This is a genomic window from Kineococcus sp. GCM10028916 (assembly GCF_042674865.1).
Classification (GTDB): Bacteria; Actinomycetota; Actinomycetes; order Actinomycetales; family Kineococcaceae; genus Kineococcus.
This window is the reverse complement of record NZ_JBHTFM010000009.1, coordinates 13,326-37,193: the sequence shown is the minus strand read 5'-3', so window position 1 is coordinate 37,193 and position 23,868 is coordinate 13,326. Positions and strand designations below refer to the sequence as shown.

24 protein-coding genes and 1 tRNA gene are annotated in these 23,868 nt (G+C 72.9%); 16 read left to right on the top strand and 9 right to left on the bottom strand.

Going from position 1 to position 23,868, the window contains the following annotated elements; translation table 11 throughout:
- Positions 1-375 precede the first annotated feature (375 nt).
- From dnaN to ACFQ46_RS10785, 11 genes are all read left to right on the top strand, one after another.
- Positions 376-1,503: a DNA polymerase III subunit beta gene (gene dnaN, locus ACFQ46_RS10835; RefSeq protein WP_328293685.1), complete on the top strand. Its 1,128-nt coding sequence runs from the start codon at positions 376-378 to the stop codon at positions 1,501-1,503.
- A gap of 26 nt (positions 1,504-1,529) precedes the next feature.
- Positions 1,530-2,477 (top strand): phosphogluconate dehydrogenase (NAD(+)-dependent, decarboxylating), encoded by a 948-nt coding sequence (gene gnd / locus ACFQ46_RS10830; RefSeq protein WP_328293686.1) that lies wholly within the window; start codon positions 1,530-1,532, stop codon positions 2,475-2,477.
- A 7-nt stretch (positions 2,478-2,484) separates the two neighbouring features.
- Complete coding sequence (gene recF, locus ACFQ46_RS10825) at positions 2,485-3,660, top strand: DNA replication/repair protein RecF (protein WP_380259508.1); 1,176 nt, start codon at positions 2,485-2,487, stop codon at positions 3,658-3,660.
- Positions 3,653-4,258, top strand: coding sequence for a DUF721 domain-containing protein (locus ACFQ46_RS10820; RefSeq protein WP_380259507.1), 606 nt, complete (start codon positions 3,653-3,655; stop codon positions 4,256-4,258). Before recF ends, ACFQ46_RS10820 begins: the two co-directional genes overlap by 8 nt.
- 265 nt (positions 4,259-4,523) lie before the next feature.
- Positions 4,524-6,599 carry a DNA topoisomerase subunit B gene (locus ACFQ46_RS10815; RefSeq protein WP_380259506.1) on the top strand — a complete coding sequence of 692 codons (2,076 nt, stop codon included), beginning with the start codon at positions 4,524-4,526 and terminating at the stop codon, positions 6,597-6,599.
- A gap of 66 nt (positions 6,600-6,665) precedes the next feature.
- Positions 6,666-9,404: a DNA gyrase subunit A gene (gene gyrA, locus ACFQ46_RS10810; protein ID WP_380259505.1), complete on the top strand. Its 2,739-nt coding sequence runs from the start codon at positions 6,666-6,668 to the stop codon at positions 9,402-9,404.
- 146 nt (positions 9,405-9,550) lie between these two features.
- Positions 9,551-9,913 (top strand): DUF3566 domain-containing protein, encoded by a 363-nt coding sequence (locus ACFQ46_RS10805; protein ID WP_380259504.1) that lies wholly within the window; start codon positions 9,551-9,553, stop codon positions 9,911-9,913.
- A gap of 71 nt (positions 9,914-9,984) precedes the next feature.
- Positions 9,985-10,058, top strand: a tRNA-Ile gene (locus ACFQ46_RS10800).
- Positions 10,059-10,132: 74 nt separating this feature from the next.
- Positions 10,133-10,534, top strand: a complete 402-nt coding sequence (locus tag ACFQ46_RS10795; RefSeq protein WP_380259503.1) for a VOC family protein — start codon at positions 10,133-10,135, stop codon at positions 10,532-10,534.
- A 58-nt stretch (positions 10,535-10,592) separates the two neighbouring features.
- Positions 10,593-11,594 (top strand): ATP-binding protein, encoded by a 1,002-nt coding sequence (locus tag ACFQ46_RS10790; RefSeq protein ID WP_328293693.1) that lies wholly within the window; start codon positions 10,593-10,595, stop codon positions 11,592-11,594.
- A 7-nt stretch (positions 11,595-11,601) separates the two neighbouring features.
- Positions 11,602-12,201: a hypothetical protein gene (locus ACFQ46_RS10785; protein ID WP_380259502.1), complete on the top strand. Its 600-nt coding sequence runs from the start codon at positions 11,602-11,604 to the stop codon at positions 12,199-12,201.
- Positions 12,202-12,209: 8 nt separating this feature from the next.
- Here the strand turns inward: ACFQ46_RS10785 and ACFQ46_RS10780 are convergent, their stop codons facing one another.
- From ACFQ46_RS10780 to ACFQ46_RS10750, 7 genes are all read right to left on the bottom strand, one after another.
- Entirely contained in the window at positions 12,210-12,896 is a 687-nt protein-coding gene (locus ACFQ46_RS10780; protein ID WP_380259501.1) for a response regulator, read from the bottom strand.
- Complete coding sequence (locus ACFQ46_RS10775; protein WP_380259500.1) at positions 12,893-14,239, bottom strand: sensor histidine kinase; 1,347 nt, start codon at positions 14,237-14,239, stop codon at positions 12,893-12,895. The genes ACFQ46_RS10780 and ACFQ46_RS10775 overlap by 4 nt, the downstream gene beginning before the upstream one ends.
- 53 nt (positions 14,240-14,292) lie before the next feature.
- Complete coding sequence (locus tag ACFQ46_RS10770) at positions 14,293-15,054, bottom strand: hypothetical protein (RefSeq protein ID WP_380259499.1); 762 nt, start codon at positions 15,052-15,054, stop codon at positions 14,293-14,295.
- Positions 15,041-15,895: a hypothetical protein gene (locus ACFQ46_RS10765; protein WP_380259498.1), complete on the bottom strand. Its 855-nt coding sequence runs from the start codon at positions 15,893-15,895 to the stop codon at positions 15,041-15,043. Before ACFQ46_RS10765 ends, ACFQ46_RS10770 begins: the two co-directional genes overlap by 14 nt.
- Entirely contained in the window at positions 15,892-16,806 is a 915-nt protein-coding gene (locus tag ACFQ46_RS10760; RefSeq protein ID WP_380259497.1) for an ABC transporter ATP-binding protein, read from the bottom strand. Before ACFQ46_RS10760 ends, ACFQ46_RS10765 begins: the two co-directional genes overlap by 4 nt.
- Before the next feature lie 151 nt (positions 16,807-16,957).
- A complete protein-coding gene (locus tag ACFQ46_RS10755) occupies positions 16,958-17,593 on the bottom strand; it encodes an isochorismatase family protein (protein ID WP_380259496.1) in 636 nt (211 codons plus the stop codon).
- A 126-nt stretch (positions 17,594-17,719) separates the two neighbouring features.
- Entirely contained in the window at positions 17,720-18,337 is a 618-nt protein-coding gene (locus ACFQ46_RS10750; RefSeq protein ID WP_380259495.1) for a CGNR zinc finger domain-containing protein, read from the bottom strand.
- 152 nt (positions 18,338-18,489) lie between these two features.
- On the opposite strand from ACFQ46_RS10750, the gene ACFQ46_RS10745 reads away from it, so the two are divergent.
- The 5 genes from ACFQ46_RS10745 to ACFQ46_RS10725 all read left to right on the top strand — a co-directional run bounded on the left by ACFQ46_RS10745 (position 18,490) and on the right by ACFQ46_RS10725 (position 22,714).
- The gene (locus ACFQ46_RS10745) at positions 18,490-18,792 is read left to right on the top strand and encodes an SdpI family protein (RefSeq protein WP_380259586.1); all 303 of its coding nucleotides are present in this window, start codon (positions 18,490-18,492) and stop codon (positions 18,790-18,792) included.
- A gap of 131 nt (positions 18,793-18,923) precedes the next feature.
- The gene (locus ACFQ46_RS10740; protein ID WP_380259494.1) at positions 18,924-20,219 is read left to right on the top strand and encodes a histidine kinase; all 1,296 of its coding nucleotides are present in this window, start codon (positions 18,924-18,926) and stop codon (positions 20,217-20,219) included.
- A 5-nt stretch (positions 20,220-20,224) separates the two neighbouring features.
- Positions 20,225-20,893, top strand: a complete 669-nt coding sequence (locus tag ACFQ46_RS10735) for a response regulator (RefSeq protein WP_380259585.1) — start codon at positions 20,225-20,227, stop codon at positions 20,891-20,893.
- Positions 20,890-21,726 carry a DUF4097 family beta strand repeat-containing protein gene (locus ACFQ46_RS10730; protein ID WP_380259493.1) on the top strand — a complete coding sequence of 279 codons (837 nt, stop codon included), beginning with the start codon at positions 20,890-20,892 and terminating at the stop codon, positions 21,724-21,726. Before ACFQ46_RS10735 ends, ACFQ46_RS10730 begins: the two co-directional genes overlap by 4 nt.
- A gap of 49 nt (positions 21,727-21,775) precedes the next feature.
- Positions 21,776-22,714, top strand: coding sequence for a hypothetical protein (locus tag ACFQ46_RS10725; protein WP_380259492.1), 939 nt, complete (start codon positions 21,776-21,778; stop codon positions 22,712-22,714).
- Here ACFQ46_RS10725 and ACFQ46_RS10720 read toward each other — a convergent pair.
- Both ACFQ46_RS10720 and ACFQ46_RS10715 read right to left on the bottom strand, forming a co-directional pair.
- On the bottom strand, positions 22,711-23,247 hold the full coding sequence (locus ACFQ46_RS10720; RefSeq protein WP_380259491.1) for an SET domain-containing protein: 537 nt from the start codon (positions 23,245-23,247) through the stop codon (positions 22,711-22,713). The genes ACFQ46_RS10725 and ACFQ46_RS10720 overlap by 4 nt on opposite strands.
- A gap of 3 nt (positions 23,248-23,250) precedes the next feature.
- Positions 23,251-23,859 (bottom strand): flavin reductase family protein, encoded by a 609-nt coding sequence (locus ACFQ46_RS10715; protein ID WP_380259490.1) that lies wholly within the window; start codon positions 23,857-23,859, stop codon positions 23,251-23,253.
- Between the last annotated feature and the right edge of the window lie 9 nt (positions 23,860-23,868).

Below are 23,868 nucleotides of genomic sequence, written 5' to 3'. Positions count from 1 at the left end.
AGCCCTCTGACCTGCGACGACGCCGAGTTGTCCACAGGGTCCACAAGGGTTACGACTACGACTGATCTATCCATGGTGAATCCCGTCAGCCCACGTCCAGTGTGGACAGGTTGTGGGGAAGGGCGACCTGGAGGAAGACTGGAGAGCCCAGAGGCCTGACCCTGTTCGAACAAGGTGTGCGGCACCCCTGGGTACGCTGATCACGCAGCGTGACCTCGGTGCGAGAGACTTCTAGAAGTCTGGGACGACGGATCTCCCCGACCCTGTGGAGGCGCGTGCACCGGCGTCGACGGTCTCCACTACTGTCGGAAGCCGCTCGTCCTGCTCCCTGCCGGACGGGGGACGCGACAGAGGTTCGAGAGAAGGCGGTGCCCGGTGGAGTTGCAGGTCGAGCGCGACGTGCTGGCCGACGCCGTCGCGTGGGCAGCCAGGGCCTTGCCCTCCCGGCCTCCTGTACCCGTCCTGGCCGGCGTCCTCCTCGAAGCCACGGACGAGGGCTCCCTGAAGCTGTCGACCTTCGACTACGAGGTGTCCGCCCGGGTCGAGCTGCCGGCCGACGTCCGCACCGCCGGGCGCGTCCTGGTCTCCGGACGGCTGCTGGCCGACATCTCGCGCAGCCTCCCGAACCGTCCGGTCACCCTCACCACCGAGGGCTCCAAGGTCGTCGTGACCTGCGGGGCGAGCCGCTTCACCCTGCTGACCATGACGGTCGACGAGTACCCCGCCCTGCCGTCCCTGCCGGGTTCCTCCGGCGAGGTGCCGGGAGCGGAGTTCGTCGAGGCCGTGGCGCAGGTGACCGTGGCGGCCAGCCGGGACGAGACCCTGCCGATCCTCACCGGTGTCCGGATGGAGATCGAGGGCGACCGGCTCACGCTGCTGGCCACCGACCGCTACCGCCTCGCGGTGCGCGAACTGCGCTGGAACCCGAGCAGCCCCGACATGTCCGCCGTGGCCCTGGTCCGGGCCCGGACGCTGTCCGACGTCGCCCGTTCGCTGGGCTCCACGAGTTCGCTGACGATGGCCATGGCCGACGGCAAGAGCGACCTCATCGGCTTCCAGGCCGGCGGTCGCTACTCGACCTCGCTGCTCGTCGACGGTGAGTACCCGAAGGTCCGGGCGCTGTTCCCGGCCGAATCGTCCACCCACGCGGTCGTCTCCACCGCCGCCCTGACGGAGGCCGTCAAACGCGTGGCCCTCGTCGCGGAGCGCAACACGCCCGTACGGTTGCGCTTCGAGGACGGCGTGCTCTCCTTGGAAGCGGGCCAGGGCGAGGACGCACAGGCGACGGAGGCCCTCGAGGCCGCGCTCGTCGGTGAATCGATCGCCATCGCCTTCAACCCGCAGTTCCTGCTCGACGGCCTCGGGGCACTCGGTGCCCCGTTCGCCCGACTGTCGTTCACCCAGTCGACCCGCCCGGCGGTCCTCACCGGCCAGGCGGACCTCGAAGGGGACGACGACGACACCTACCGGTACCTGCTCATGCCGGTCCGGCTCGCCGGCTGAGCCCGGTCAGTCCACATGAGCCCGGTGTGAAGGCCGGGCACGAGAAGGGAACGTCTGGCATGCACATCGGTCTCGTCGGTCTCGGCAAGATGGGCGGGAACATGCGTTCCCGTCTGCGCGACAAGGGCATCGAGGTCACCGGGTACGACCCGAACCCCGACGTCACCGACGTCGCGAGCCTCGCGGCCCTGGTCGAGGCGCTGCCCTCGCCGCGCGTCATCTGGGTGATGGTCCCCTCGGGCAAGATCACCCGTGACACCGTCGCGAACCTGGCTCCGCTGCTCAAGGACGGTGACCTGGTCATCGACGGCGGCAACTCGAAGTGGACCGACGACGAGATCAACGCCAAGCTCCTCGCCGAGCGCGGCACCGGCTACCTCGACTGCGGCGTCTCCGGCGGCGTGTGGGGCAAGGACAACGGCTACGGCCTCATGGCCGGTGGCGCCAAGGGCCACGTCGACCTCGCGATGCCGATCTTCGACGCGCTGCGTCCCGAAGGTCCGCGCGAAGAGGGCTTCGTCCACGCCGGCGGCGTCGGGGCGGGCCACTACTCGAAGATGGTCCACAACGGCATCGAGTACGGCCTGATGCACGCCTACGCCGAGGGCTACGAGCTCCTCGAGGCGAAGGGGATCATCCACGACGTCCCGGCCGTCTTCAAGGCCTGGACCCGGGGCACCGTCGTCCGCTCCTGGCTGCTGGACCTCATGGTCCGCGCCCTGGAGGAGGACCCCAAGCTGGACAACATCCGCGGCTACGCCCAGGACTCCGGTGAGGGCCGCTGGACCTTGGAACAGGCGATCGAGAACGCCGTCCCGATGCCGGTCCTCGCGGCCGCGCTCTTCGCACGCTTCTCCTCGCGCCAGGAGGACTCGCCCTCCATCAAGGCCGTCGCCGCGCTGCGCAACCAGTTCGGCGGGCACGCAGTGACGCAGGCCGGGCCCTCCTCGGGCACGGGCTCCGTGAACGACTGACCCTCGCGTGCACGTCGCGCACCTCTCGCTCGTCGACTACCGCTCCTACCCGAGCCTCGAACTGGACCTGCGCCCCGGCACGACGACCTTCGTCGGGCTGAACGGGCAGGGCAAGACCAACCTGGTCGAGGCCATCGGGTACGTCGCGACGTTGGACAGCCACCGGGTCTCCGGTGACGCGCCCCTCGTCCGGCAGGGGGCGGAGCGTGCCGTCGTCCGCGCTCAGCTGGAGCGCGGCGGCCGGCGGGCGCTGGTCGAGCTGGAGATCACGCCGGGCAAGGCGAACCGGGCCCGCCTCAACGGCAACCCGGTCCGCCGGACCCGTGAGGTGCTCGGCGTGCTGCGCACCGTCCTCTTCGCCCCCGAGGACCTCGCCCTCGTGAAGGGCGACCCCGGCGAGCGGCGTCGCTACCTCGACGAACTGCTGGTCACCCGCTGGCCGCGGGTCGCCGGGGTGCGGGCCGACTACGACCGGATCCTGCGGCAGCGGACGGCCCTGCTGAAGTCCGCCGGCGCGGCCATGCGCTCGGGCCGGGCGGACACCCACACCCTCGACGTCTGGGACGAGCACCTGGCCACGACGGGGGCGGAGCTGTTGTCGGCCCGCCTGGCGCTGCTGGCCGACCTGCGTGCGCCCGCCGACTCCGCCTACCGGTCGGTGAGCGGGGGCCAGGGCGACCTGGAACTGGGGTACCGCTCGGCGCTGCCGTTGCTGGCCGAGGGGGTCGCCACGACCCCGGGCGGGGAGGTGCCGACGCGCGAGGAGCTGCGCGAGGGCCTGCTGGTCTCGATGGTCGAGAACCGCAAGGCCGAGCTCGACCGCGGGGTCTGCCTCGTCGGCCCGCAGCGCGACGACCTGGTGCTGACCCTCGGCGGGATGCCGGCCAAGGGCTACGCCAGTCACGGCGAGAGCTGGTCGGTGGCGCTCGGCCTGCGGTTGGCGAGCTACCGGCTGCTGCTCGCCGACGACGAGATGGACGATCCCGGGGGACCGGTCCTGATCCTCGACGACGTCTTCGCCGAGCTCGACGCCGGCCGCCGCGAACGGCTGTCCGCGATCGTCGCCGACGCCGAGCAGGTCCTCGTCACCGCCGCCGTCCCCGAGGACGTGCCCGCTGCGCTGCAGGGGGAGCACGCCGACCGGGTCCACGTCACGACCGGGGTGGCGGTCCGCGGTGACTGACCAGCCCGGCGCCGAGACCGGGGACGCGGAGAGCGAGGGCGCGGAGCCGGGTCCCGAGGAGGAGCTCGACGACACCCTCGGTGCCGACCTCGCCCGGACCGCGCTGGGTCGGGCCCGCGCTGCCGCGGCGGCCAAGGGGCTGCGCCCGGGACGCGTCCCGCTGGGCGGTCCGAAGACGCGCGAGGAGTGGAAGGAGGCCCGGCGCAACACGGCCGGGCGGTCCGGGGCCCACCCCGACGCCCGCGACCCGCAGTCCCTGGACTCCACGCTGGGGCGTCTCGTCGGGGAGCGCGGGTGGGAGCAGCCCGTCGCCGTCGGCGGTGCGTTCGGCCGCTGGGACGTCGTCGTCGGCCCCGAGCTCGCCGGGCACTGCACCCCCGAGACGCTGAAGGACGGCACGCTCGTCGTCCGCGCCGAGTCGACCGCCTGGGCCACCCAGGTCCGCCTCCTCACCAGCCACCTCGTGCGGCGCCTGGACGAGGAGCTCGGCCACGGGGTCGTGACCAAGGTCGTCGTCCGCGGGCCGCAGGGGCCGTCGTGGCGCAAGGGGGGTCGCACCGCCCCGGGCGGTCGCGGACCCCGCGACACCTACGGCTGAGGAGTCCTGGCCCAGATCTGGCGCTGAAACCTCCGGCACCCCTCTCGTGTGGTCCCCCACGACAACGGGGGTCGAACCGCTCAGGGGGCGCGCTGAGGCGCGCTGAGTGAGAGGCCCTGGTCTCTTCGGGGTAGACTGTGCGGTGAACCAGGCGGTCAGAGGGCGCACGTCCTCGTACTGCTCGGCCACGTACGTCCGGCCCTGTGGGTGCGCGCCGTCCGCGGGCCGCGCCGACCGCCTCGACGCGGAGGGAGAGCACCCGCTCGTGCCAGACGAGGAACGTCCCGAGGACAGCCAGGAAGCACAGCCCGCTCCGGAGGACGCCGCGTCGCTCGCGGATGCCGTCACCCCGGACGGTCAGCCGAACCCGGAGTACGGCGCCGACGCCATCCAGGTCCTGGAGGGTCTCGAAGCGGTCCGCAAGCGTCCGGGCATGTACATCGGCTCCACCGGTGAACGCGGTCTGCACCACCTCGTCTCCGAGATCGTCGACAACTCCGTCGACGAGGCGCTCGGGGGGTACTGCGACACGATCGACGTGACCCTGCTCGCCGACGGCGGCGTCCGGGTCGTCGACAACGGCCGGGGGATCCCCGTCGACGTCATGCCGGGCGAGGGCCGGCCGGCCGTCGAGGTCGTGCTGACGGTCCTGCACGCGGGCGGCAAGTTCGGTGGCGGTGGCTACGCGGTGTCCGGTGGTCTGCACGGCGTCGGCAGCTCCGTCGTCAACGCCCTCTCCACCCGCCTCGACGTCGAGGTCTTCCGGCAGGGCTTCGCCTGGCGCCAGTCCTACGCGAACGGTGTACCGCTGGCGCCGCTGGTGAAGGGCGAGGAGACCGATCGGACCGGGACGACGATCACGTTCTGGGCCAACGACGAGATCTTCGAGACCACCGACTACTCCTACGAGACCCTGCGCACGAGCTTCCAGCAGCGGGCGTTCCTCAACAAGGGCCTCACCCTCAACCTCACCGACGAGCGCGCCTACCCCGAGGACGACGCCGCCGAGGGCGCTGCGGACGACAAGCCGGTCCGCGCGGCGAGCTACCGCTACGACGACGGTCTCATCGACTACGTCAAGCACATCAACGCGCTGAAGAAGAACGAACCGCTGCACGACACCGTGATCTCGCTCGAGGCGGAGGACACGGAGAAGGGCATCGCGGTCGAGATCGCGATGCAGTGGACGACGTCGTACTCCGAGGCGGTCTTCACCTACGCCAACAACATCAACACCTCCGAGGGCGGGACGCACGAGGCGGGTTTCCGCACGGCGCTGACCAACCTCGTCATCGAGTACGCCCGTGCGGCGAAGCCGAAGATCCTCGAGGACAAGGACAACCTCGAGGGGTCGGACATCCGCGAGGGCCTGACCGCGATCGTCTCGGTCAAGCTCACGGAACCGCAGTTCGAGGGCCAGACGAAGACCAAGCTGGGCAACACCCTGGCCCGCACCTTCGTCCAGGCCCAGGTCCGCGAGCACCTCGGGCACTGGTTCCAGGCCAACCCCAAGGAAGCCTGGACGATCGCGAAGAAGGCGCAGGCCGCCTCGGTCGCGCGGTCCGCGGCGCGCAAGGCCCGTGAGGCGAGCCGCAAGTCGTTGCTGGAGCGCAACTCGTTGCCGGGGAAGTTGAAGGACTGCCAGTCCAACAACCCCGTCGAGTGCGAGGTCTTCATCGTCGAGGGGGACTCCGCCGGTGGCTCGGCCACCCGCGGTCGTGACCCGCGCACCCAGGCCATCCTGCCCATCCGCGGGAAGATCCTGAACGTCGAGAAGGCCCGGTTGGACCGCGCCCTGGGCAACCAGGAGGTGCAGGCGCTCATCACCGCGTTCGGTACCGGCATCGGGGACGACTTCAACCTCGAGAAGCTCCGTTACCACAAGATCATCATCATGGCCGACGCCGACGTCGACGGTCAGCACATCCGGACCCTGCTGCTGACGCTGCTCTTCCGCTACATGAGCCCCCTCGTCGAGGGTGGTCACGTGTACCTGGCGCAGCCGCCGCTGTACCGGATCAAGTGGCTGGGCGGTGCGGAGAACCACGAGTTCGCCTACTCCGACCGTGAACGGGACGTCCTCATGGAGGCCGGTCTCGCCGCCGGCCGGAAGCTCCCCAAGGAGGGGAAGACCCAGCGCTACAAGGGTCTCGGTGAGATGAACTGGGACGAGCTGTCCGAGACGACGATGGACCGGGCCCACCGGACCCTGCTGCAGGTGACCCTCGAGGACGCCGCCGCCGCGGACGCCGTGTTCTCGACGCTCATGGGTGAGGACGTCGAGTCCCGACGCAGCTTCATCCAGCGCAACGCCCGCGACGTGAGGTTCCTCGACGTCTGATGTTCCACGTGGAACCACGTGGAGCACCGACCGTCGAGACCGTGACCTGAGAGGCAGAACCCCGCTGTGAGCGAGAGCACCACCGAACCCCCCACCGGCGACCGGGTGGAACAGGTCGACCTGCAGGCAGAGATGCAGCGGTCGTACCTCGACTACGCGATGAGCGTCATCGTCTCGCGCGCCCTGCCGGACGTGCGCGACGGTCTGAAGCCCGTCCACCGCCGTGTCCTCTACGCGATGTACGACGGGGGCTACCGGCCCGACCGCGGGTACTCCAAGTGCGCCCGCGTCGTCGGCGACGTCATGGGTCACTACCACCCGCACGGTGACACCTCGATCTACGACGCCCTCGTCCGGCTCGCCCAGGACTGGTCGCTGCGCTACCCGCTGGTCGACGGACAGGGGAACTTCGGGTCACCCGGCAACGACCCGGCCGCGGCCCCGCGCTACACCGAGTGCCGGATGGCGCCGCTGGCCATGGAGATGGTCCGCGACATCGACGAGGAGACCGTCGACTTCTCCCCGAACTACGACGGCCACACCACCGAACCCGACGTCCTGCCCAGCCGGTTCCCCAACCTGCTGGTCAACGGTTCCGCCGGCATCGCGGTCGGCATGGCGACCAACATCCCGCCGCACAACCTGCGCGAGGTCGCCGACGGCGCGAAGTGGCTGCTGGACAACCCCGAAGCCTCCGACGACGAGCAGACGGCCGCGCTGCTGCAGCGCATCAAGGGCCCGGACTTCCCCACCGGCGCACTGATCCTCGGTCAGCGGGGGATCCAGGACGCCTACCGGACCGGCCGCGGCTCCATCACGATGCGCGCCGTCGTGGAGGTCGAGGAGATCCAGGGCCGGACCTGCCTCGTCGTCAGCGAACTGCCGTACCAGGTGAACCCGGACAACCTCGCGGAGAACATCGCGAACCTCGTCCGCGACGGCCGGCTCACCGGCATCGCCGACGTGCAGGACCACACGTCCGGTCGCACCGGGCAGCGCCTGGTCATCATCCTGCGCCGCGACGCCGTCGCGAAGGTCGTGCTGAACAACCTCTACAAGCACACCCAGCTGCAGACGAACTTCGGCGCGAACATGCTCGCGCTCGTCGACGGCGTGCCCCGCACGCTGCCGATCACCGCGTTCCTGAAGCACTGGATCACCCACCAGCTGGAAGTCATCCAGCGCCGCACGCGGTTCCGGCTGCGCAAGGCCGAGGAACGCGCGCACATCCTGCGCGCCCTGCTCAAGGCCCTCGACGCCATGGACGAGGTCATCGCCCTCATCCGGGCCAGCGCCACCGTCGAGATCGCCCGTGACGGCCTGATGGAACTGCTCGAGATCGACGAGATCCAGTCCCGCGCGATCCTCGAGATGCAGCTGCGCCGCCTCGCCGCGCTGGAACGTCAGCGCATCACCGACGAGTACGACGAACTCATGCGCGCGATCGAGGACTACAACGACATCCTCGCCCGGCCGGAACGTCAGCGGCAGATCGTGGCCGACGAGCTGGCCGAACTCGTCGAGCGCTACGGCGACGAGCGCAAGACGCAGATCCTGCCCTTCGAGGGCGACATGACCGTCGAGGACCTCATCCCGGTCGAGGACGTCGTCGTCACCGTCACCCGCGGCGGGTACGCCAAGCGCACCAAGACCGACCTCTACCGCGCCCAGCGGCGTGGTGGGCGCGGGGTGCGCGGCGCGAGCCTGCGCGAGGACGACGTCGTGGAGCACTTCTTCACGACGACGACCCACCACTGGTTGCTCTTCTTCACCAACCTGGGCCGGGTCTACCGGGCCAAGGGCTACGAACTGCCCGAGGGCGGTCGGGACGGACGGGGGCAGCACGTCGCGAACCTGCTGGCCTTCCAGCCGGGCGAGAAGATCGTCGCCGTTCTCGACATCGAGGACTACGAGCAGGCGCCGTACCTGGTGCTCGCGACCCGGGGCGGCATCGTCAAGAAGACGAAGCTCTCCGAGTACGATTCCAACCGTTCGGGTGGTCTCATCGCCATCAACCTCCGCTCCCACGCCGGGGCCGAGGGCGAGGAGGAGGTCGACGACGAACTGTTCGGTGCGACCCTCGTCAGCGAGAACGAGGACCTGTTCCTCGTGTCGCGCAAGGGGATGAGCGTCCGGTTCGAGGCGACCGACGAGAACCTGCGTCCGATGGGCCGGGCCACCTCCGGGGTCACGGGGATGAAGTTCCGCGGCGACGACGAGCTCCTCGCGATGGCCGTCGCCCGCGACGACCTCTACGTCTTCGTCGTCACCGAGCACGGGTACGCGAAGCGCACCGCGATCGCGGAGTACCGCAAGCAGGGACGCGGTGGCCTCGGCATCAAGGTCGCCAAGCTGACCGACGAACGCGGTGACCTGGTCGGGGCGCTCACCGTCGCCGAGGACGACGAGGTGCTCGTCGTCATGCAGGCCGGCCGCGTCGTGCGCTCCCGCGTGGACGAGGTGCCGGCCAAGGGCCGCGACACCATGGGTGTCACGTTCGCCAAGCCGGAGAAGGGCGACAAGATCCTCGCCGTCGCCCGCAACGTCGAGCGGGTGATCGACGTGGAGCTGGGAACGGACGACACGGACGGCGCCGACGACGGCGCCGACCCCGTCACGGGCGAACCGGACCCGGACATCGCCGGCTCCGGGGACGACCTCGCGGCCGCCGAAGGGGTGGATGAGCTGCCGAACGGTGGAGCACCTGTGCAGGAACCGGCGAACGACCCTGTGGGTGGGGCAGTCGATGGCGTACCGTCGCCGGAGGCCTCGGACAGCGAGGACGAACCCGGAGGTGACGAGTGACCCCCGCCGAACGCGCGACCGCGTCGTCGGCCCAGTCGGCCAGTCAGGCCGCTAGGTCCGCGACGTCCTCGGCAGGACAGCCCTCAGCAGCACAGGCGAGCACCGCGGGACAGGCTCAGGCCCGCCCCCGCAACGGCGTGGACTCGGTGCCCCGTCGGGTGCGGTTGACGCTGGCGCGGGTCGACCCGTGGTCGGTGACGAAGCTGTCGTTCCTGCTGTCGGTGGCCGTCGGGATCGCCCTGGTGGTGGCGACCGCCGTCATCTGGAGCGTGCTGAACGGGATGAGCGTCTTCACCGACCTCAACGGCCTGCTCAAGGACGTCGTCGGCAACGAGGTGAAGTTCAACCTGCTCGACTACGTCGGGTTCGGCAAGGTCATCTCGCTCGCCACGGTCATCGCCGTCGTCGACGTCGTGCTGCTCACGGCGCTGTCGACGATCATCGCCTTCCTCTACAACGTCTCGTCCGCGCTGGTCGGCGGGTTGCACGTCACCCTGTCCGACGACTGAATCCCGGTTCGGAGCACGGCCCCGGGTCGGGTAAGGTTGATGATGCCGCGCGCGCAGAGCGGGTGGCACAAGGGCCTATAGCTCAGTTGGTTAGAGCGCTTCCCTGATAAGGAAGAGGTCGGAGGTTCAAGTCCTCCTAGGCCCACCCTGGAACCCCCGGAGATCGTTCTCCGGGGGTTTTCTCGTGCCTGCGGTGAGCGTGCGGTGCACCCTGGGACGATGACGACGTCGTTCCCCCGGCTGCTGCACACCGTCCTGGACACGACCGACGCCCGCGGCCTCGCCGAGTTCTACCGGGAGCTGCTGGGGCTGCGCTACCGCCCGGGCGACGAGGGGACCGGGCCGGCGCAGTGGCTCGTCCTCCTCGACGACGACGGTGCGCGGGTCCTGGCCTTCCAGCAGGCCGAGCAGCTCGCCCGCAGCACGTGGCCGGCGGGTGACGTCCCGATGCAGGTGCACCTCGACTTCACCGTCCCCGACCGGGCCGCTCTGGAGCACCACCACGCCCGGTCGCTGGCCCTGGGCGCGCAGGTGCTGCTGGACCGCACCGACGATCCCGAGGAACCGCTGTACGTGCACGCCGACCCGGCGGGTCACCCGTTCTGCCTGTTCGTGGGGTGACGGGCTCGGTGCTCGCGACACTGGTGTGACGTGGGGTGACTCACGGTAAGTTGTTGGGGTGGAGGCACGGCTGCTGGCGACCGCGGCGCACGTCAGGGCACTCGTGGAGAGTCACAGCGCGGGCGACGACGTGCGGTTCCGTGCTGCCGTCGCCGAGGTCCTCGAGAAGGCCGGGCGCTCCAAGGAGGTCGAGGAGCTGCGCGGGTTGCTCGAGACCCGCCGGGCCAGCGTCCGCCCGCAGGCGCCCCCGCAGCCGGCCGCGCCGTCCTCGGTCGCGCAGCCCCGCGGAGAGCTCGCCCAGGTCCTCACCGTCTCGCTGCCCACCGTCGGGTTGGCCGACCTCGCCCTCGGCAGTGACGTCATGGCCCGCCTGCACCGGGTCCTCACCGAACAACGACACGCGGACACGCTGCGGGCCAAGGGGTTCGACCCGCTGCGCAAGCTGCTCCTGACCGGGCAGTCCGGGACGGGCAAGTCCATGACGGCCGAGGTCCTGGCCGCGGAGCTCGCCCTGCCCGTGTTCGCGGTCCGCCTCGACGTCTTCGCCGACCTCGCCGCCGAGGACGCCATCGCGAAGCTGTCCCTGGTCTTCGACCTGCTGGCCCAGAGCCGCGGCGTCTGCCTCTTCGACGACGTCGACGCCCTCATCGACCCCGACGGCGGTGAGCGCAGCCGCTCCCGGTTGCGCGACGTGCTGCGCGCGTTCACCGGGATGCTGGAACTCGACGCCTCGGCCAGCGTGCTCGTCGTCACGACGAACCGTCCGCAACTGCTCGACCGGCCGGTGCTGCGTCGCTTCGACACCGTCATCGACTACCCGCTGCCGAGCACCGGTGTCGTGCAGGAGATCGTGCTGCGCCGGCTGCGCGGGTTCGACCTGAGCACCGTGGAGTGGCCCCGGGTCGCCTCGACGGCCAGCGGGCTGAGCCACGAGCAGGTGGCGGCCGCGGCGGCGCTGGCCGCCAAGCAGTGCATCCTCGACGGCGCGCCGCAGGTCGAGACGGGCGCGCTGCTGGCGGCGCTGCGCGAACGACGGCAGATGCTCAAGATGGCTCCGTGAGCCCCTCGTGAGGACCCGGTTCGAGGTCCTCGTCGTCTGCACGGCCAACATCAGCCGCTCACCGATGGCCGCTGCCCTCTTGCGCCACCACCTGGGCGCGCGGTTCGGCGAGGCCGCCGCGACGATCCGGGTCACTTCGGCCGGGACGATCGCACTGGTCGGTGAACCGACCGACCGCGCCGTGGCGGAGGTGCTGCGTGCGCTGCGGCGTCCCGTCCCCGAGCCGACCCCGGCCCGCCAGGTCGACCCGCAGCTCGTCAGCGCGGCCGACCTCGTCCTGACCATGACCCGGGACCAGCGCGCGCACGTGATCACGATCGTCCCGCCCGTGCAGCGGCGCGTGTTCACCGTCCTGGAACTGGCCCGGATCTCCCGCCGCCTCGGTGAGGACCACCGGCTGCCCGCGAGCGCCGCCCCCGCCGCCGGTCTGCGCTCGCTGGTGACCGCGGCGCCCGCCTGGCGCGGGCCGACCGCCCCCCGGGACCAGGCCTCCGACGACGTCGCCGACGTGCACGGGCAGAAGCTCGAGGAGCAGCTCAAGGCCGGACGTCGCCTCGACGAGGCGTTCGCGGCGCTCGTCGCCGCGTTGCCCGCGCCTCTCGCGTAGCGCGTCGATCAGGCCGGCCGGTTCCGCCGTTCGCCCGTCCCGACGAGCCCGAACTCGTAGGCCGCGATGACCGCCTGCACCCGGTCGCGCAGCCCCAGCTTGTCCAGGACGTTGCTCACGTGGGTCTTGACCGTGGTCAGGGACAGGACGAGGTGATCCGCGATCTCGGCGTTGGAGGACCCGTCGGCGATGCAGCGCAGCACGTCGAGCTCGCGCGGGGTCAGGGAACGCAGCCGGGGGTCCAGACCGTCGTCGGGCCCTGTCGTGGTGGGGAAGTGCGGGGCGAAGAGGTCGAGCATGCGCCGCACCACGCGCGGTGCCACGACGGAACTGCCCGCGGCGACGATCCGGATGGCGTCGACGAGTTCGGCGGGTTCCGCGCTCTTGACGAGGAAACCGCTCGCCCCGGCCCGCAGCGCTTCGAAGGCGTACTCGTCGACGTCGAACGTGGTCAGCACCAGCACCCGCGAGGTCGGGTGCTCCGCCGCGATGCGCCGGGTCGCCTCGATGCCGTCCATCCCGGGCATCCGGACGTCCATCAGGACGACGTCCGGGGCCAGCGCACGGACCTGCTCCAGCGCGACGGCACCGTCGGCGGCCTCCCCGACCACGTCGAGGTCGTCCTCCGACCCGATGACCAACCGGAAGCCCATGCGCAGCAGCGCCTGGTCGTCCACGAGCAGCACGGTCGTCACGGGTGTCCCTCCTCGTCGTTCCCGCGGGTCGGCAGGACGACGCGGACCTGCCAGCCTCCCCCGTCCCCGGGACCGGCGTGGACGTCGCCGCCCAGGAGCGCGGCGCGTTCGCGCATGCCGATGAGGCCGCGCCGGGTCCCCTCGTCCTCCCCCGCGCGGGTGCCGCCGGCGTCGACGACCTCGACCTCGACGGCCGAGCCGGTGCGCCGCAACGCCACTGCGGCGGAGGGGGTCCCCGGGGCGTGGCGCAGCACGTTGGTCAGTCCCTCGGTCACGATGCGCACGACGGCCAGGCGCAGGGCGGTGTCGTGGGGCAGGGGAGTCTCCAGGCCGCTCGCCGTCAGGGGGAGGCCGGCGGCGCGGAAGCGCTCCACGACGGCGGCCAGGTCCGTCTCGGTGGGGGAGGTGGGGACGTCGTCACCACCGTCACCGTCCCCGTGCAGCGGACCCAGCACGCTGCGCATGTCCTGCAGCGCGTCCCGCCCGGTCCGCGACAGTTCGGCGAGGGCTTGGCGCGAGGCGTCGGGAGCGCGGTCGAGGGCGGCGGCCGCACCGTCGGAGAGGGCCACCATCACCGAGACGCTGTGGGCGACGATGTCGTGCATCTCCCGGGCGATCCGGGCGCGTTCGGCGGAGCGGGCCAGGGCGGCACCGGCGTCGCGCTCGCGGGCCACGGCCCGGTAGCGCTCGACGAGGTCCTCCGCGTGCAGGCGGCGGGTCTGCACGGCCGCGCCGGTCACGCCGCCCAGCAGCAGCAGCACGAGCAGCAGCAGCACCGTCCACGACCGGCGCCCCGCCGAGAACTCCGGTTGGGTCAGCTGCCGGGCGAAGGGGCCGGGGACGGCCCCCACCTCGTCGCTCCAGAACAGGACCTCCCCGAGGCCGATGTCCTGCCACGACCACACCGCGACGGTCACGACGGCGAGCGCGCAGGCCCCGGCGGTCCACGCGGTGCGGGTGCTGTGCCGGACCGCCACCGCACGCAGTCCCCAGGCCAGGCAGAGGCCCAGCACCCCCAGCACACCGGCCACCCGCAACGACAGCAGCGCCAGCCCGGTCAGCACCGCCAGGACGACCAGCGGGTGCCGCCGCCGGGCGAGGAGCACGACGGCCCCCAGCGCGGTGCCGGTCAGCCACGTCCGCACGACCCGCTCCTGCACCCCTGCTCCAGGCAGGAACAGCCCGAGCGTCGTCGCCCCCCGGACCGCTTCCGCGGCGAGGAGCGCCGTGGCCGCACCGGTCAGCAGCACCACCGCGACCACCGCCGAGTGCGCCGTCCACGGGGAGGCGAGGAACCGGCCGGTGCTCGCGCGCTCCCCGGAGCCGACGGGGTGGGTGGTCACCGCCCCAGACTCCCACCGAGCACCCCCGGGGCGGGTCGGAGGCGGTGGGCCGCTCACGTGACGTCCCGGCGGACCAACCGGAACCCGGCGAGCAGGACCACCGCGGCGCACCAGGTGGCCAGCACGGGTCCGCCGCCGGCGCCGTCGGCGAAGAGCCGGGTCGCGCCGGCGGGGAGGAGGGCGCGGACCGCGTCGGTGACCCGCCCGGGGTTGGCGGCCAGCACCTGGTCGACCACCACGAACAGGAGGACGCCGCTCGTCAGCGCCGCCGGCGGACGGCGCAGCAGCACCCCGAGGCCGACCCCGAGGACCCCGACACCGGTCAGGAACAGCACGTACCCGACGGCGGCGTGCCGGGTCGCCGGATCGGTCAGCTCCCAGGAGACCCCGGCACCGGCGCGTGCCGGGGTGGTCGCGAGCACCGACACCGCCAGGGCCGCCACGGCGGTGACCAGGGACACCACCGCGACGACGACGACCTGCGCCGCGAGCACCGGCAGGCGGCGCGGCACCGCGGCGAACACCACCAGCGACGTCCCGGTGGCGAAGTCCCCGGTCCCGACCAGCACCCCGAGGACCAGCACCCCGAGCAGGGCCGGCAGGTTCCCCGTGGTGGCCAGCGACGTCCCCGTCACCGCGTCCCCGGGCCCGACGAACAGGCCCAGGACGAACGCCAGCGAGCCGGCGGCCGCGACCGTCCCGACGACGACCCACACCGGCCAGGCCAGGCTCGCGAGCTTCGTCCACTCCGCGTGCAGCACCCGCGGCAGGGTCACCGCCCGGCGCCGCACCGCACCGGTCTCAGACGAGGTCACGACGACGCAACCGGTACGCGGCCGCGGCCAGCGGGACCGCCACCCACCCGGCCAGGACCAGCGTGGCCCCCGCCGCACCGAGCCGGGGAGCCCCGTCGAGCCCGGAACCGTCCGGCGTCGTCAGCACCCCACCGGCACCGACGGGGGTGAAGGTCTCCACCGTGTTCACCGCGGCCGTGCCCGGAGGCGTCGTTCCCGACGTCGAGGCCTCCAGCGGGTCGGTCGTGAAGTCCACCGCGAGCGACAGCAGGACCGGCAGGACCGGCAGGACCCCGAACACCGTGACCAGCGCGGGCACCGTCCGGCGCAGCAGCGCCCCGGCGGCCAGACCGAGCAGCGCCGTGCCGACGAAGAAGGACACCGATCCGAGGAGGATCTGCGGGGCCCCGGCCCCGAGCAGGTCGACGTCCACGTCCCGCGCCGCCGCCGAGGGCAGGATCCCGAGCACCGCCGCGGCCACGGTCAGGACGGCGATCCCGAGCACGGAGCAGGCCGTGACGACGACCTGCGCGGCCAGCACCGGTCCGCGTCGCGGCACCGCGGCGAACGTCGAGCGGAACGTCCCCGTGCTGAACTCGCCGGTCCCGACGAGCACCCCCAGGACCAGCGGGCCGATGAAGGCCAGGGGCAGCGCGTCCGTCAGGTTGCGGGTCGGGACGAAGCCCGGGTCGCCCGACGCGGCGCTCGCGAACAGGAAGGTCAGGGCCCCGGTCGCCACCACGGTCACGACGGCGATCACCGTCGTGGACCGCAGACCGAGGAGCTTCGTCCACTCCGCGGAGACGACCCGGGCGAAGGACGGGCCGGTGCGGGCCGGTGCGGCCGTGGTGGAGGCGCTCATCGGGAACCTCCCGCGTGGTGCTGGACGGCACCGCTGGTGATGTCCAGGTACGCCTCCTCCAGGGAACCGCCCTCGGATCCGAGCTCCAGGACGACCGTCCCGGCGCGGCCGGCGGCGGCCCCGACCTCCTCGGCCGAGAGGCCCCGGACGTGCAGCGCACCGTCGTGCTGCCCGACCACCTCGGCGCCCAGCTGCGTCAGCGCCCGCGCCAGGACGTCGGGGTCGGTGCTGCGGACGCGGACCAGACCGGCGCTGCGCGACCGGCGCCGGACGTCCTCGACCGACGCGTCGGCCAGCAGCCGGCCGCGGCCGATGATGACCACCCGGTCCGCGCAGAGCGCCAGTTCGTGCATGAGGTGGGAGGACAGGAACACCGTGCGGCCCTCGTCGGCGAGGTCCCGCACGAGCCGGCGCACCCACAGCACCCCGTCGGGGTCGAGACCGTTGACGGGTTCGTCGAGCATCAACGTCGCGGGGTCCCCGAGGAGCGCCGCGGCGATGCCGAGCCGTTGGCCCATCCCGAGGGAGAAGGTCCTGACCCGCCGCCCGGCGACCGGCTCCAGCCCGGTCAGGCCGATGACCTCCTCCACCCGCGAGCGCGAGATCCCGTGGGTGCGGGCCAGCGCGAGCAGGTGGCGGAAGGCCGTTCGGCCGGGGTGCACGGACCGGGCGTCGAGCATCGCGCCGATCGTGTGCAGCGGTGCGGGCAGGTCGGCGTAGCGGCGCCCGTCGACCGTGACCGTCCCGGCGGTGGGACGTTCCAGGCCGAGGACCATCCGCATGGTGGTGGACTTCCCGGCGCCGTTCGGGCCGAGGAACCCCGTCACCGTCCCGGGGTGGGCGGTGAAGGAGAGACCGTCCACCGCCGTCGTCGTCCCGTAGCGCTTCGTCAGCGCCTCTGCCGTGATCATGCGTCCTCCTCGCCCGCGGCCCGGTGGTCACCGGCCCGTCGAGAGCGACGCTACGAACGGCCGCGGGGCGTGAGGACCTGCTCGAAGAGGAGATCGGAGGTCCCCGCTCCTCCTCCTCGAGGAGGAGGAGCCCCACCCGGACGGCCCGCGATCACCCGCCGACGCGTGCGCGGCCGCGGACCGCGGAGTCGACGAGGTTGTCCAGAGGCAGGGGCTGCGCACCGGCGACCGCCTCGACCCACTGCTGCGTGGTGGCGACCGCGGCGAAGTTGGAGTGCAGCAGGACCATGAGGGTCTCGTGCAGCACCGCCGCGGGGACGTGGCCGACGGCGTTGTCCAGGTCGATCGCCCCGCTGGCGTCGGAGAGGACCTCGGCGGAGAACCCCAGGCCCTCCGCTTCCACGGCGCTGGCCAGGTCGCAGTTGTTGGTCATGAACCCGACGATCGTCACGGTGTCGACCTCGCGTTCGCGCAGCCGGTCCGCGAGGCCGGTGCCGGCGAAGACGCTGCCGAAGGACTTGCTGATCCGCTCGTCCCGGGGGTCCGTGACCGCGAGGAGGTCGGGGTGCAGGTCGAAGCCGGGGGATCCGGCCGCGAAGATCGGTGCTCCGGCGGGCATGGCGTGCTGGACGAGCACGATCGGGACGTCGTGCGCCCGGGCGGTCTCGACCGCGCGGACGACGTTGGCCAGCGCGTCCTCGGGTGCGGGGTGCTGGATCGTCAGGGGACCGCTGAAGTACTCCTGCTGGACGTCGACGACGACGAGGGCGCGGCGGGGGGAGGTCATGGTCGCTCCTGGTGAGGTGGTCGTGGGGCAGGGTGGTGATCGGCCCGGCTCCCCGGGTGGGGACGTCCCCACGCTACCTGCACATCACGCCAAGAGAAGTACTTCTCCGTGAGACGCGGTTCCTGCTCAGGCGGGTGCACCGGTCCGGCGGGCGTAGGAACGTGCCGCCCGGACGCGATCGCCGCAACGCGTGGAACACCACTGCCGCCGGCCGTGGGTGCGCAGCATGAAGCGGTCGCACGGCGCGGCCGCACAGGTCGCCAGCAGGGTGGCGTCGGCGCCGGTGAGCACGTCCACGACGTCGGCGGCGATCGCGGCCATGGCGTGCTCCACGACCTGGGTCGCCGGGTGGGTCAGCTCGCTGGTGAACCCGGCCGGAGATCCCCAGCGCAGCAGCCGGACCGCCGGCGTGCGGGTCAGGGCGTCGTTCAGCGCCTCCACCGCGCCGGCGGACGGCGCCTCGTCGGCGAGGGCCGCCGACAGCAGGTCCCGGACCGCGTCGCGCAGAGCGGTGAGCCGGTCGGCGCAGTGACGCTGCAACTGCGCGTCGCGGGGGGCCAGGTCGTGGGCGATGAGCCAGGCGGTGGCCGCGGCGGGGGTGGGCAGCAGCTCGACCACCTCGTGACCGGCGCCCCCCCGGCCGGCGACGCGCAGCGTGCTGTTCGCGAGCTCCAACCCCACGTGGGCCGCGGTACCCGGCGCCGGCGGCAGCGGCGGGGTGGACGCGATCAGCGGTTCAGGCACTGGTTCACGCTAACACCGCCGATCGTCCGTGAGGAGGCGAGACGGTCCCAGGTGGTTCCAGGGTGACGACGTGGACGGGCTCGCTGCTGCCGCCGGGGTGCTCCCCGCCTTCGTGATCGTCGGGCTCGTCGTGTGGCTCACCACCCGCGCCGCTGCCCGCGGCGACCTGGCGCGGGGGTCTCGTCGGCATCCGGACGCGGGCGACCACCCGCAGCGACGCGGCGTGGGCGGCGGGGCACCGGGCCGCCGAACGCCCCGCGCGCTGGTGCGCGGTGGTCTGCGCGGTGTCCACCGTGGTGCTCCTCGGACTGGCCCTGGCCGGAGGCAGCGAGCAGGTGGTGCTCATCGCGGCGGCCGTGGGCGGGCTCGCGGCAGTGGTGGCGCTGGTGCTCGTCACCCGGCGGGCGAACGCTGCCGCGGTCGGGGCGGAGGACGACTCCTCCCGTCCCGGCTGAGCCGGACTCCGCCGAGCTCACGTCGAGGGCAGCGGGGGCGTGTCGTGGCGCTGGTGGTGGGGTTCTCCCCACCCGGGTTCGGGGAGCCTGCCCTGTGCCGTCGGACCTGGACCGGGTCCTAGGTTCGAGTTGTGAGAGCAACACGTCTTCTGCGCTGGTGGGCCCTCGGGTGGTGGCGCGCCGCGCACCTCGGTCTCGACGTCGTCCTGTCCGTCTTCTGGTGGCTGCTGCTGGTCCTCCTGGTCCTGGGCACGGTGCTGACCCCCGTGCTCGGGGTCGGGATCCCGGTCCTGCTGCTGGCCCGGCTCCTGCTGAGCGGTGCGGCGGGCCTCGAACGACGTCGGCTGGGGTGGGTGGGCGTCGACGTGGCGCCCCCGCACCGCGTGCCGCGCGTCGGCGCCTGGTGGCGACGGACCCTGCTGGACCCCGGCCCCTGGCGCACCGTCGGGCACCTGGCCGTCGTGGGGAGCGCCGGGCTCGTCGGTGGGGCCGTGGTCCTGGGCCTGGCGGGGACCGGTGTCGCCGCGGTGCTCGCCCCGTCCCTGCGGGCCGGCGCCGGGACGTTGTCGTGGCCCTACGGGATCCCCGGCACCGTGACGATCGGCGACGGCCTGCTCGTCACGAGCGGTGTCGTCCTGGTCCTGCTCGTCCCCGTCCTCGCCCACGCCCTGACCGCCGCCGAGCGGGCCTCGGGTCCCTGGTCGCTGGGACCCGTCCCCGCCCAGCGCGAGGCCCAGCTGCGGGCCCGGGTCGAGACCCTCACCGAGACCCGCGAGCGGGCCGTGGACTCCGTGGAGGCCGAGCGGCGGCGCATCGAACGCGACCTGCACGACGGCCCCCAGCAACGCCTGGTTTCCCTGGCGATGCAGCTGGGCATGGCCAAGCGAGCGCTGGACCGCTCCGGACCCGACGCCGCGCGGCCTTTCCTCGACGCTGCCAGCACCTCCGCCGGTGCGGCCATCGCCGACATGCGCTCGGTGGCCCGCGGGGTGCACCCACCCGTCCTCACCGACCGGGGACTGGACGCCGCCCTGTCGGCGCTCGCGGCCTCGGTGCCGGTTCCCGTGGACCTCGGCGTGGACCTCGATCCCGCCGACCGGCCGACCCCGACGGCCGAGGCCATCGCCTACTTCTGCGTCTCCGAGGCGCTGACCAACGTCGCCAAGCACGCCGCCGCGCGGGGGGTGTCCGTCACGGTCCGCCGTGACGTCGCCGCCGGCGATCCCGTCCTGCACGTCGAGGTCAGCGACGACGGCCGCGGCGGCGCGCACGTCGGCAACGGCACCGTCGCGGAGGGCCGCAGCGGACTGCGGGGCATGAGCGACCGGGTCGCCGCGGTCGAGGGATCGCTGCGCATCGACTCACCCCCGGGGGGACCCACCCGCCTCGACGTCCGCATCCCCTGGACCGCCGGAGGCCCGCGGTGAACGCGTTGCGCCTCGTGCTGGCGGAGGACTCCGTCTTGCTGCGCGAAGGCCTCGTCCAGCTGCTGCGCACCGAGGGCGTGGAGGTGCTGGCGGCCGTCGACGACGCGGACCAGGCGTTGCGGGCCGTCGGGGAACACCGTCCCGATCTGCTGCTGACCGACGTGCGGATGCCGCCGTCGTTCACCGACGAGGGGCTGCGCGCGGCGCTCGTCGTGCGCCGCCAGTACCCGGAGACCGCCGTGGTGGTGCTCTCGCAGTACGTGGAGGAGCGCTACGCCGCCGACCTGCTGGGCGGTCGGGCGCGCGGGGTCGGGTACCTGCTGAAGGACCGCGTCGCGGACGTGGAGGAGTTCGTCGCCACGCTGCAGCGCGTCGCCTCCGGCGGGACGGTCGTCGACCCCGAGGTGGTGGCGCAGCTGCTCTCGCGCGCCCGTCGCGACGACCCCCTCGCCAGCCTCACCCCGCGGGAGCTGGAAGTCCTCGCCCTGATGGCCGAGGGCCGCACCAACGCCGCTGTCGCGGCCCGCCTCGTCGTGAGCGACAAGGCCGTGGAGAAGCACGTGTCCAACATCTTCACCAAGCTCGGCCTGGCGCCGGACGCCGAAGACCACCGTCGCGTCCTCGCCGTGCTGCGGCACCTCGAGTCCGCCGCCCACCCCAGGAGCACCCCGTGAACAGCCCCACCGCACTCCTCACCACCGACCACCGCGCGGTCCTCGACCCGGGTCTGCGTCGTCCGCGGCGCACCGGCCGCATCGTCACCGCCGCCGTCGCCCTCGTCCTGACCGGCGGGGTGGCCGTGAGCGCCCTGGGCGCCATGACGGCCGAGCGGGAGACCCGCGACGTCGTGGTCGACGACGCCCTGACCTCGGTGGTCGTGCGGGGCGGGGTCGGCGACGTGACCGTCCGCGCGGACCCGGACGCGACGCGGGCCACCGTGCGGATCACCACCGTCGGGGGCTGGTCCCCGGTGGAGGCCTCCGCGGTCGCCGAAGGGGGTGCGCTGCAGCTGCGCTCGTCGTGCGGCCGGGTGTGGCCGGGGCCGTGCTCGGCGGCCTTCGAGGTGACCGTGCCGGAAGGACTGGACCTGGACCTCAGCACGGGGACCGGCGACCAGGACCTGACGGGCACCTTCGGCGCCGTCCGCTTCGACTCCGGGACCGGCGACGTGTCCTGGACCGCGGCGCGCGGCACGTCGCTGACCGGACGCGTCGACACCGGGGACGTGCAGGTGCAGGGGGTCGTCCCCACCGTGCAGCTCGCCGGCCGGACCGGCGCGGTCCGGGTCGCGCTCGACGAGGCCCCCACCGAGGTCACGGCCACCAACGACACCGGCGACGTGCGGGTCCTGGTCCCCGACGACGGCACCCGCTACGCCGCGACCGCGACGAGCGACACGGGCGCATCGCGCGTCGGTGTGCCCAGGACGGCGTCGAGCGGAACGGGTTCCGCACCCCGACTCGTGGCCACCACCGACACCGGCAGCGCCGTCCTCGACGTGCACTGACCCCGACGTGCGCCGACGGGTCGAGCCGCCCGCTCGAGACACTGGCCGGGTGCCCGAGCACCGCGGAACGACGTCGCCCGCCGATCAGCAGACGGTCCTGGCGGAGGTGAACGCCCGGATCGGGACGCACTACCGGTGGTGTCGGCGGCTGGACGGTGGTGAGCAGGGCGGAGCGCACGTCGTCGTCGACCGCGGCCGGTCCGTCGTGCTCACGTGGGAGCCGCCGGGTCGCAGGTCCGACCAGCTCCGCCGGGCCTTCCCGGTGGTGGTCCGGGCGATCGCGGGCGGTTGGGCCGCGGCGAGGTGGCTGACCTGGGGGGAACTGGCCGGCGGCGGGACGTTCCTGCTCCAGGAGCACGTGCCCGGTACCCCGATGACCCGCCTCGACCTCGCCGCGGCCCGGGCCGTCCTGGCGGCCAACGAGACGCAGAGCGGGCTGGCGTTCCCCGACGCCCGCGACGACTCCGACCACCTCGACGCCGTCCTGGTGGGTGACCACCCGTGGAAGGCCGACGTGGCGGGGTTCACGCCGGCGGGCGCCGCGCTGGTCCGCCACGGTGACGAGGTCGTGGCCCGGGTCGGCCGGGCGAGCATCCCCCGCGACGACCTGGTGCACGGTGACCACAGCAGTGCCAACGTCCTGCTGGACCGTGACCGCGGTGAGCTGACGGCCACCCTCGTCGACTGCCAGACCGTCGGGCGGGGCAGCCGGGTGCGTGACCTGGCCGACCTCTACCGCCAGACCTTCCTGCACCCCGGGGTGGACGGCGACGGCCGGGACCTCCTGCGGGCGGCGGCGTGCGGCGTGGCGGGGCCGGCGGTGTTCGCCCGGTGCGTGGTGGCGGTCACGTACGACAACCTCGCCTGGTGGGTCGAGCACCGGTCCGCGGCGGAGTTCGACCGGGCGTGCGGGCGGTTGCACCGGCTGTTCGCCGGCCTCGAGGGGACCAACCCCGGACCCGCGTCCCCGTCCGGCCGCGGACGCTAGGAACCGGCGATGCGCTCGCGCAGGACCGGCACCCAGTGCGGCCCGTACTCCACCTGCAGCGTGGGCAGGCGCCAGTCCCGGCCGGTGACCCGACCGCGGCAGGACGGCGCCCGGCACGAGCACGGCATCACGAAGTCGGGGTCGTCCGTGATCGTCGCGTAGTCGAGGGTCAGTTCCTCGCCGGCGGCGACGTCCCGCCGCGCGACGACGGTGTACGGGTCGACCCACCAGGTGTTCGGGTCGCAGCTGTGGTTGCCCGCGCGCTGGGGTGCGTCCGGGGGCAGGACCAGGTTGAGGTCCGCCCCGACGGAGAGCGTGTCCACGTAGGCCCCGGACCTGGCCGCGTCGGCGAAGAGCCGGTGCTGCTCGGCGTCGGAGACGAGGCGCCCACCGAACCGGCTGACGACCGTGCCGGCGGGGAGGGGGGCGGTCGCGAACAGGCCGTCCCCCTCGATGGGTGAGCGGTCGACCCGGGCCGGCGGGGTGAGCCGGCAGTCGGGTCCGGGCGGGGGCAGTGGCAGTGACGGTGTCACGACTCAGGCGGGCCGGTCCATCCGCAGCCGCCGTTCCGCGCTGATCGTGAAGTAGTCGCTGGGTCCGCCGCCGCGCAGCAGCGGATCCGCGGCGAGGGTGTCGAAGACCCCGTCGACGAGCACGCTCTCGTCGACGTGCACGACGACGACCTCACCGAGCACCAGCCACGCGTCCACCCCCGCCCCGGTGGCGTCGGTCAGCTCCTGCACCCCGCTGACCCGGCACTCGAAGGACACCAGGCTCTCCGCGACCCGCGGCGGACCCACCTCGAGCGACGCCTCCGGCGTCAACCCGGCGAGGGCGAACTCGTCGACCTCGGGGCCGACCGCGGCGGAGGTGGCGTTCATCCGCTCGGCCAGGTGGGCCGAGGCCAGGTTCCAGACGAACTCGCCGCTCGCCTCGGCGTTGGCGACGCTGTCCTTGCGCCCGATGCTGGAGAACCCGACGATCGGCGGGCGGTAGGCGAAGAGGTTGAAGAAGCTGTAGGGCGCGAGGTTCAGCGTCCCGTCGCCCGCCTGCGTCGAGACCCACCCGATGGGGCGCGGCGCCACGATCGAGTTCAGGGGGTCGTGGGCCAGGCGGTGGCCTTCGCGGGGTCGGTAGGAGTGCACGAGCCGCGA

Excerpts from the sequence above, each read along its gene's own strand:
- ACFQ46_RS10795 (WP_380259503.1), top strand. The coding sequence starts at position 10,133 with ATGACGACGTCGTTCCCCCGGCTGCTGCACACCGTCCTGGACACGACC.
- ACFQ46_RS10765 (WP_380259498.1), bottom strand. The coding sequence starts at position 15,895 with ATGAGCGCCTCCACCACGGCCGCACCGGCCCGCACCGGCCCGTCCTTC.
- ACFQ46_RS10760 (WP_380259497.1), bottom strand. The coding sequence starts at position 16,806 with ATGATCACGGCAGAGGCGCTGACGAAGCGCTACGGGACGACGACGGCG.
- ACFQ46_RS10755 (WP_380259496.1), bottom strand. The coding sequence starts at position 17,593 with ATGACCTCCCCCCGCCGCGCCCTCGTCGTCGTCGACGTCCAGCAGGAG.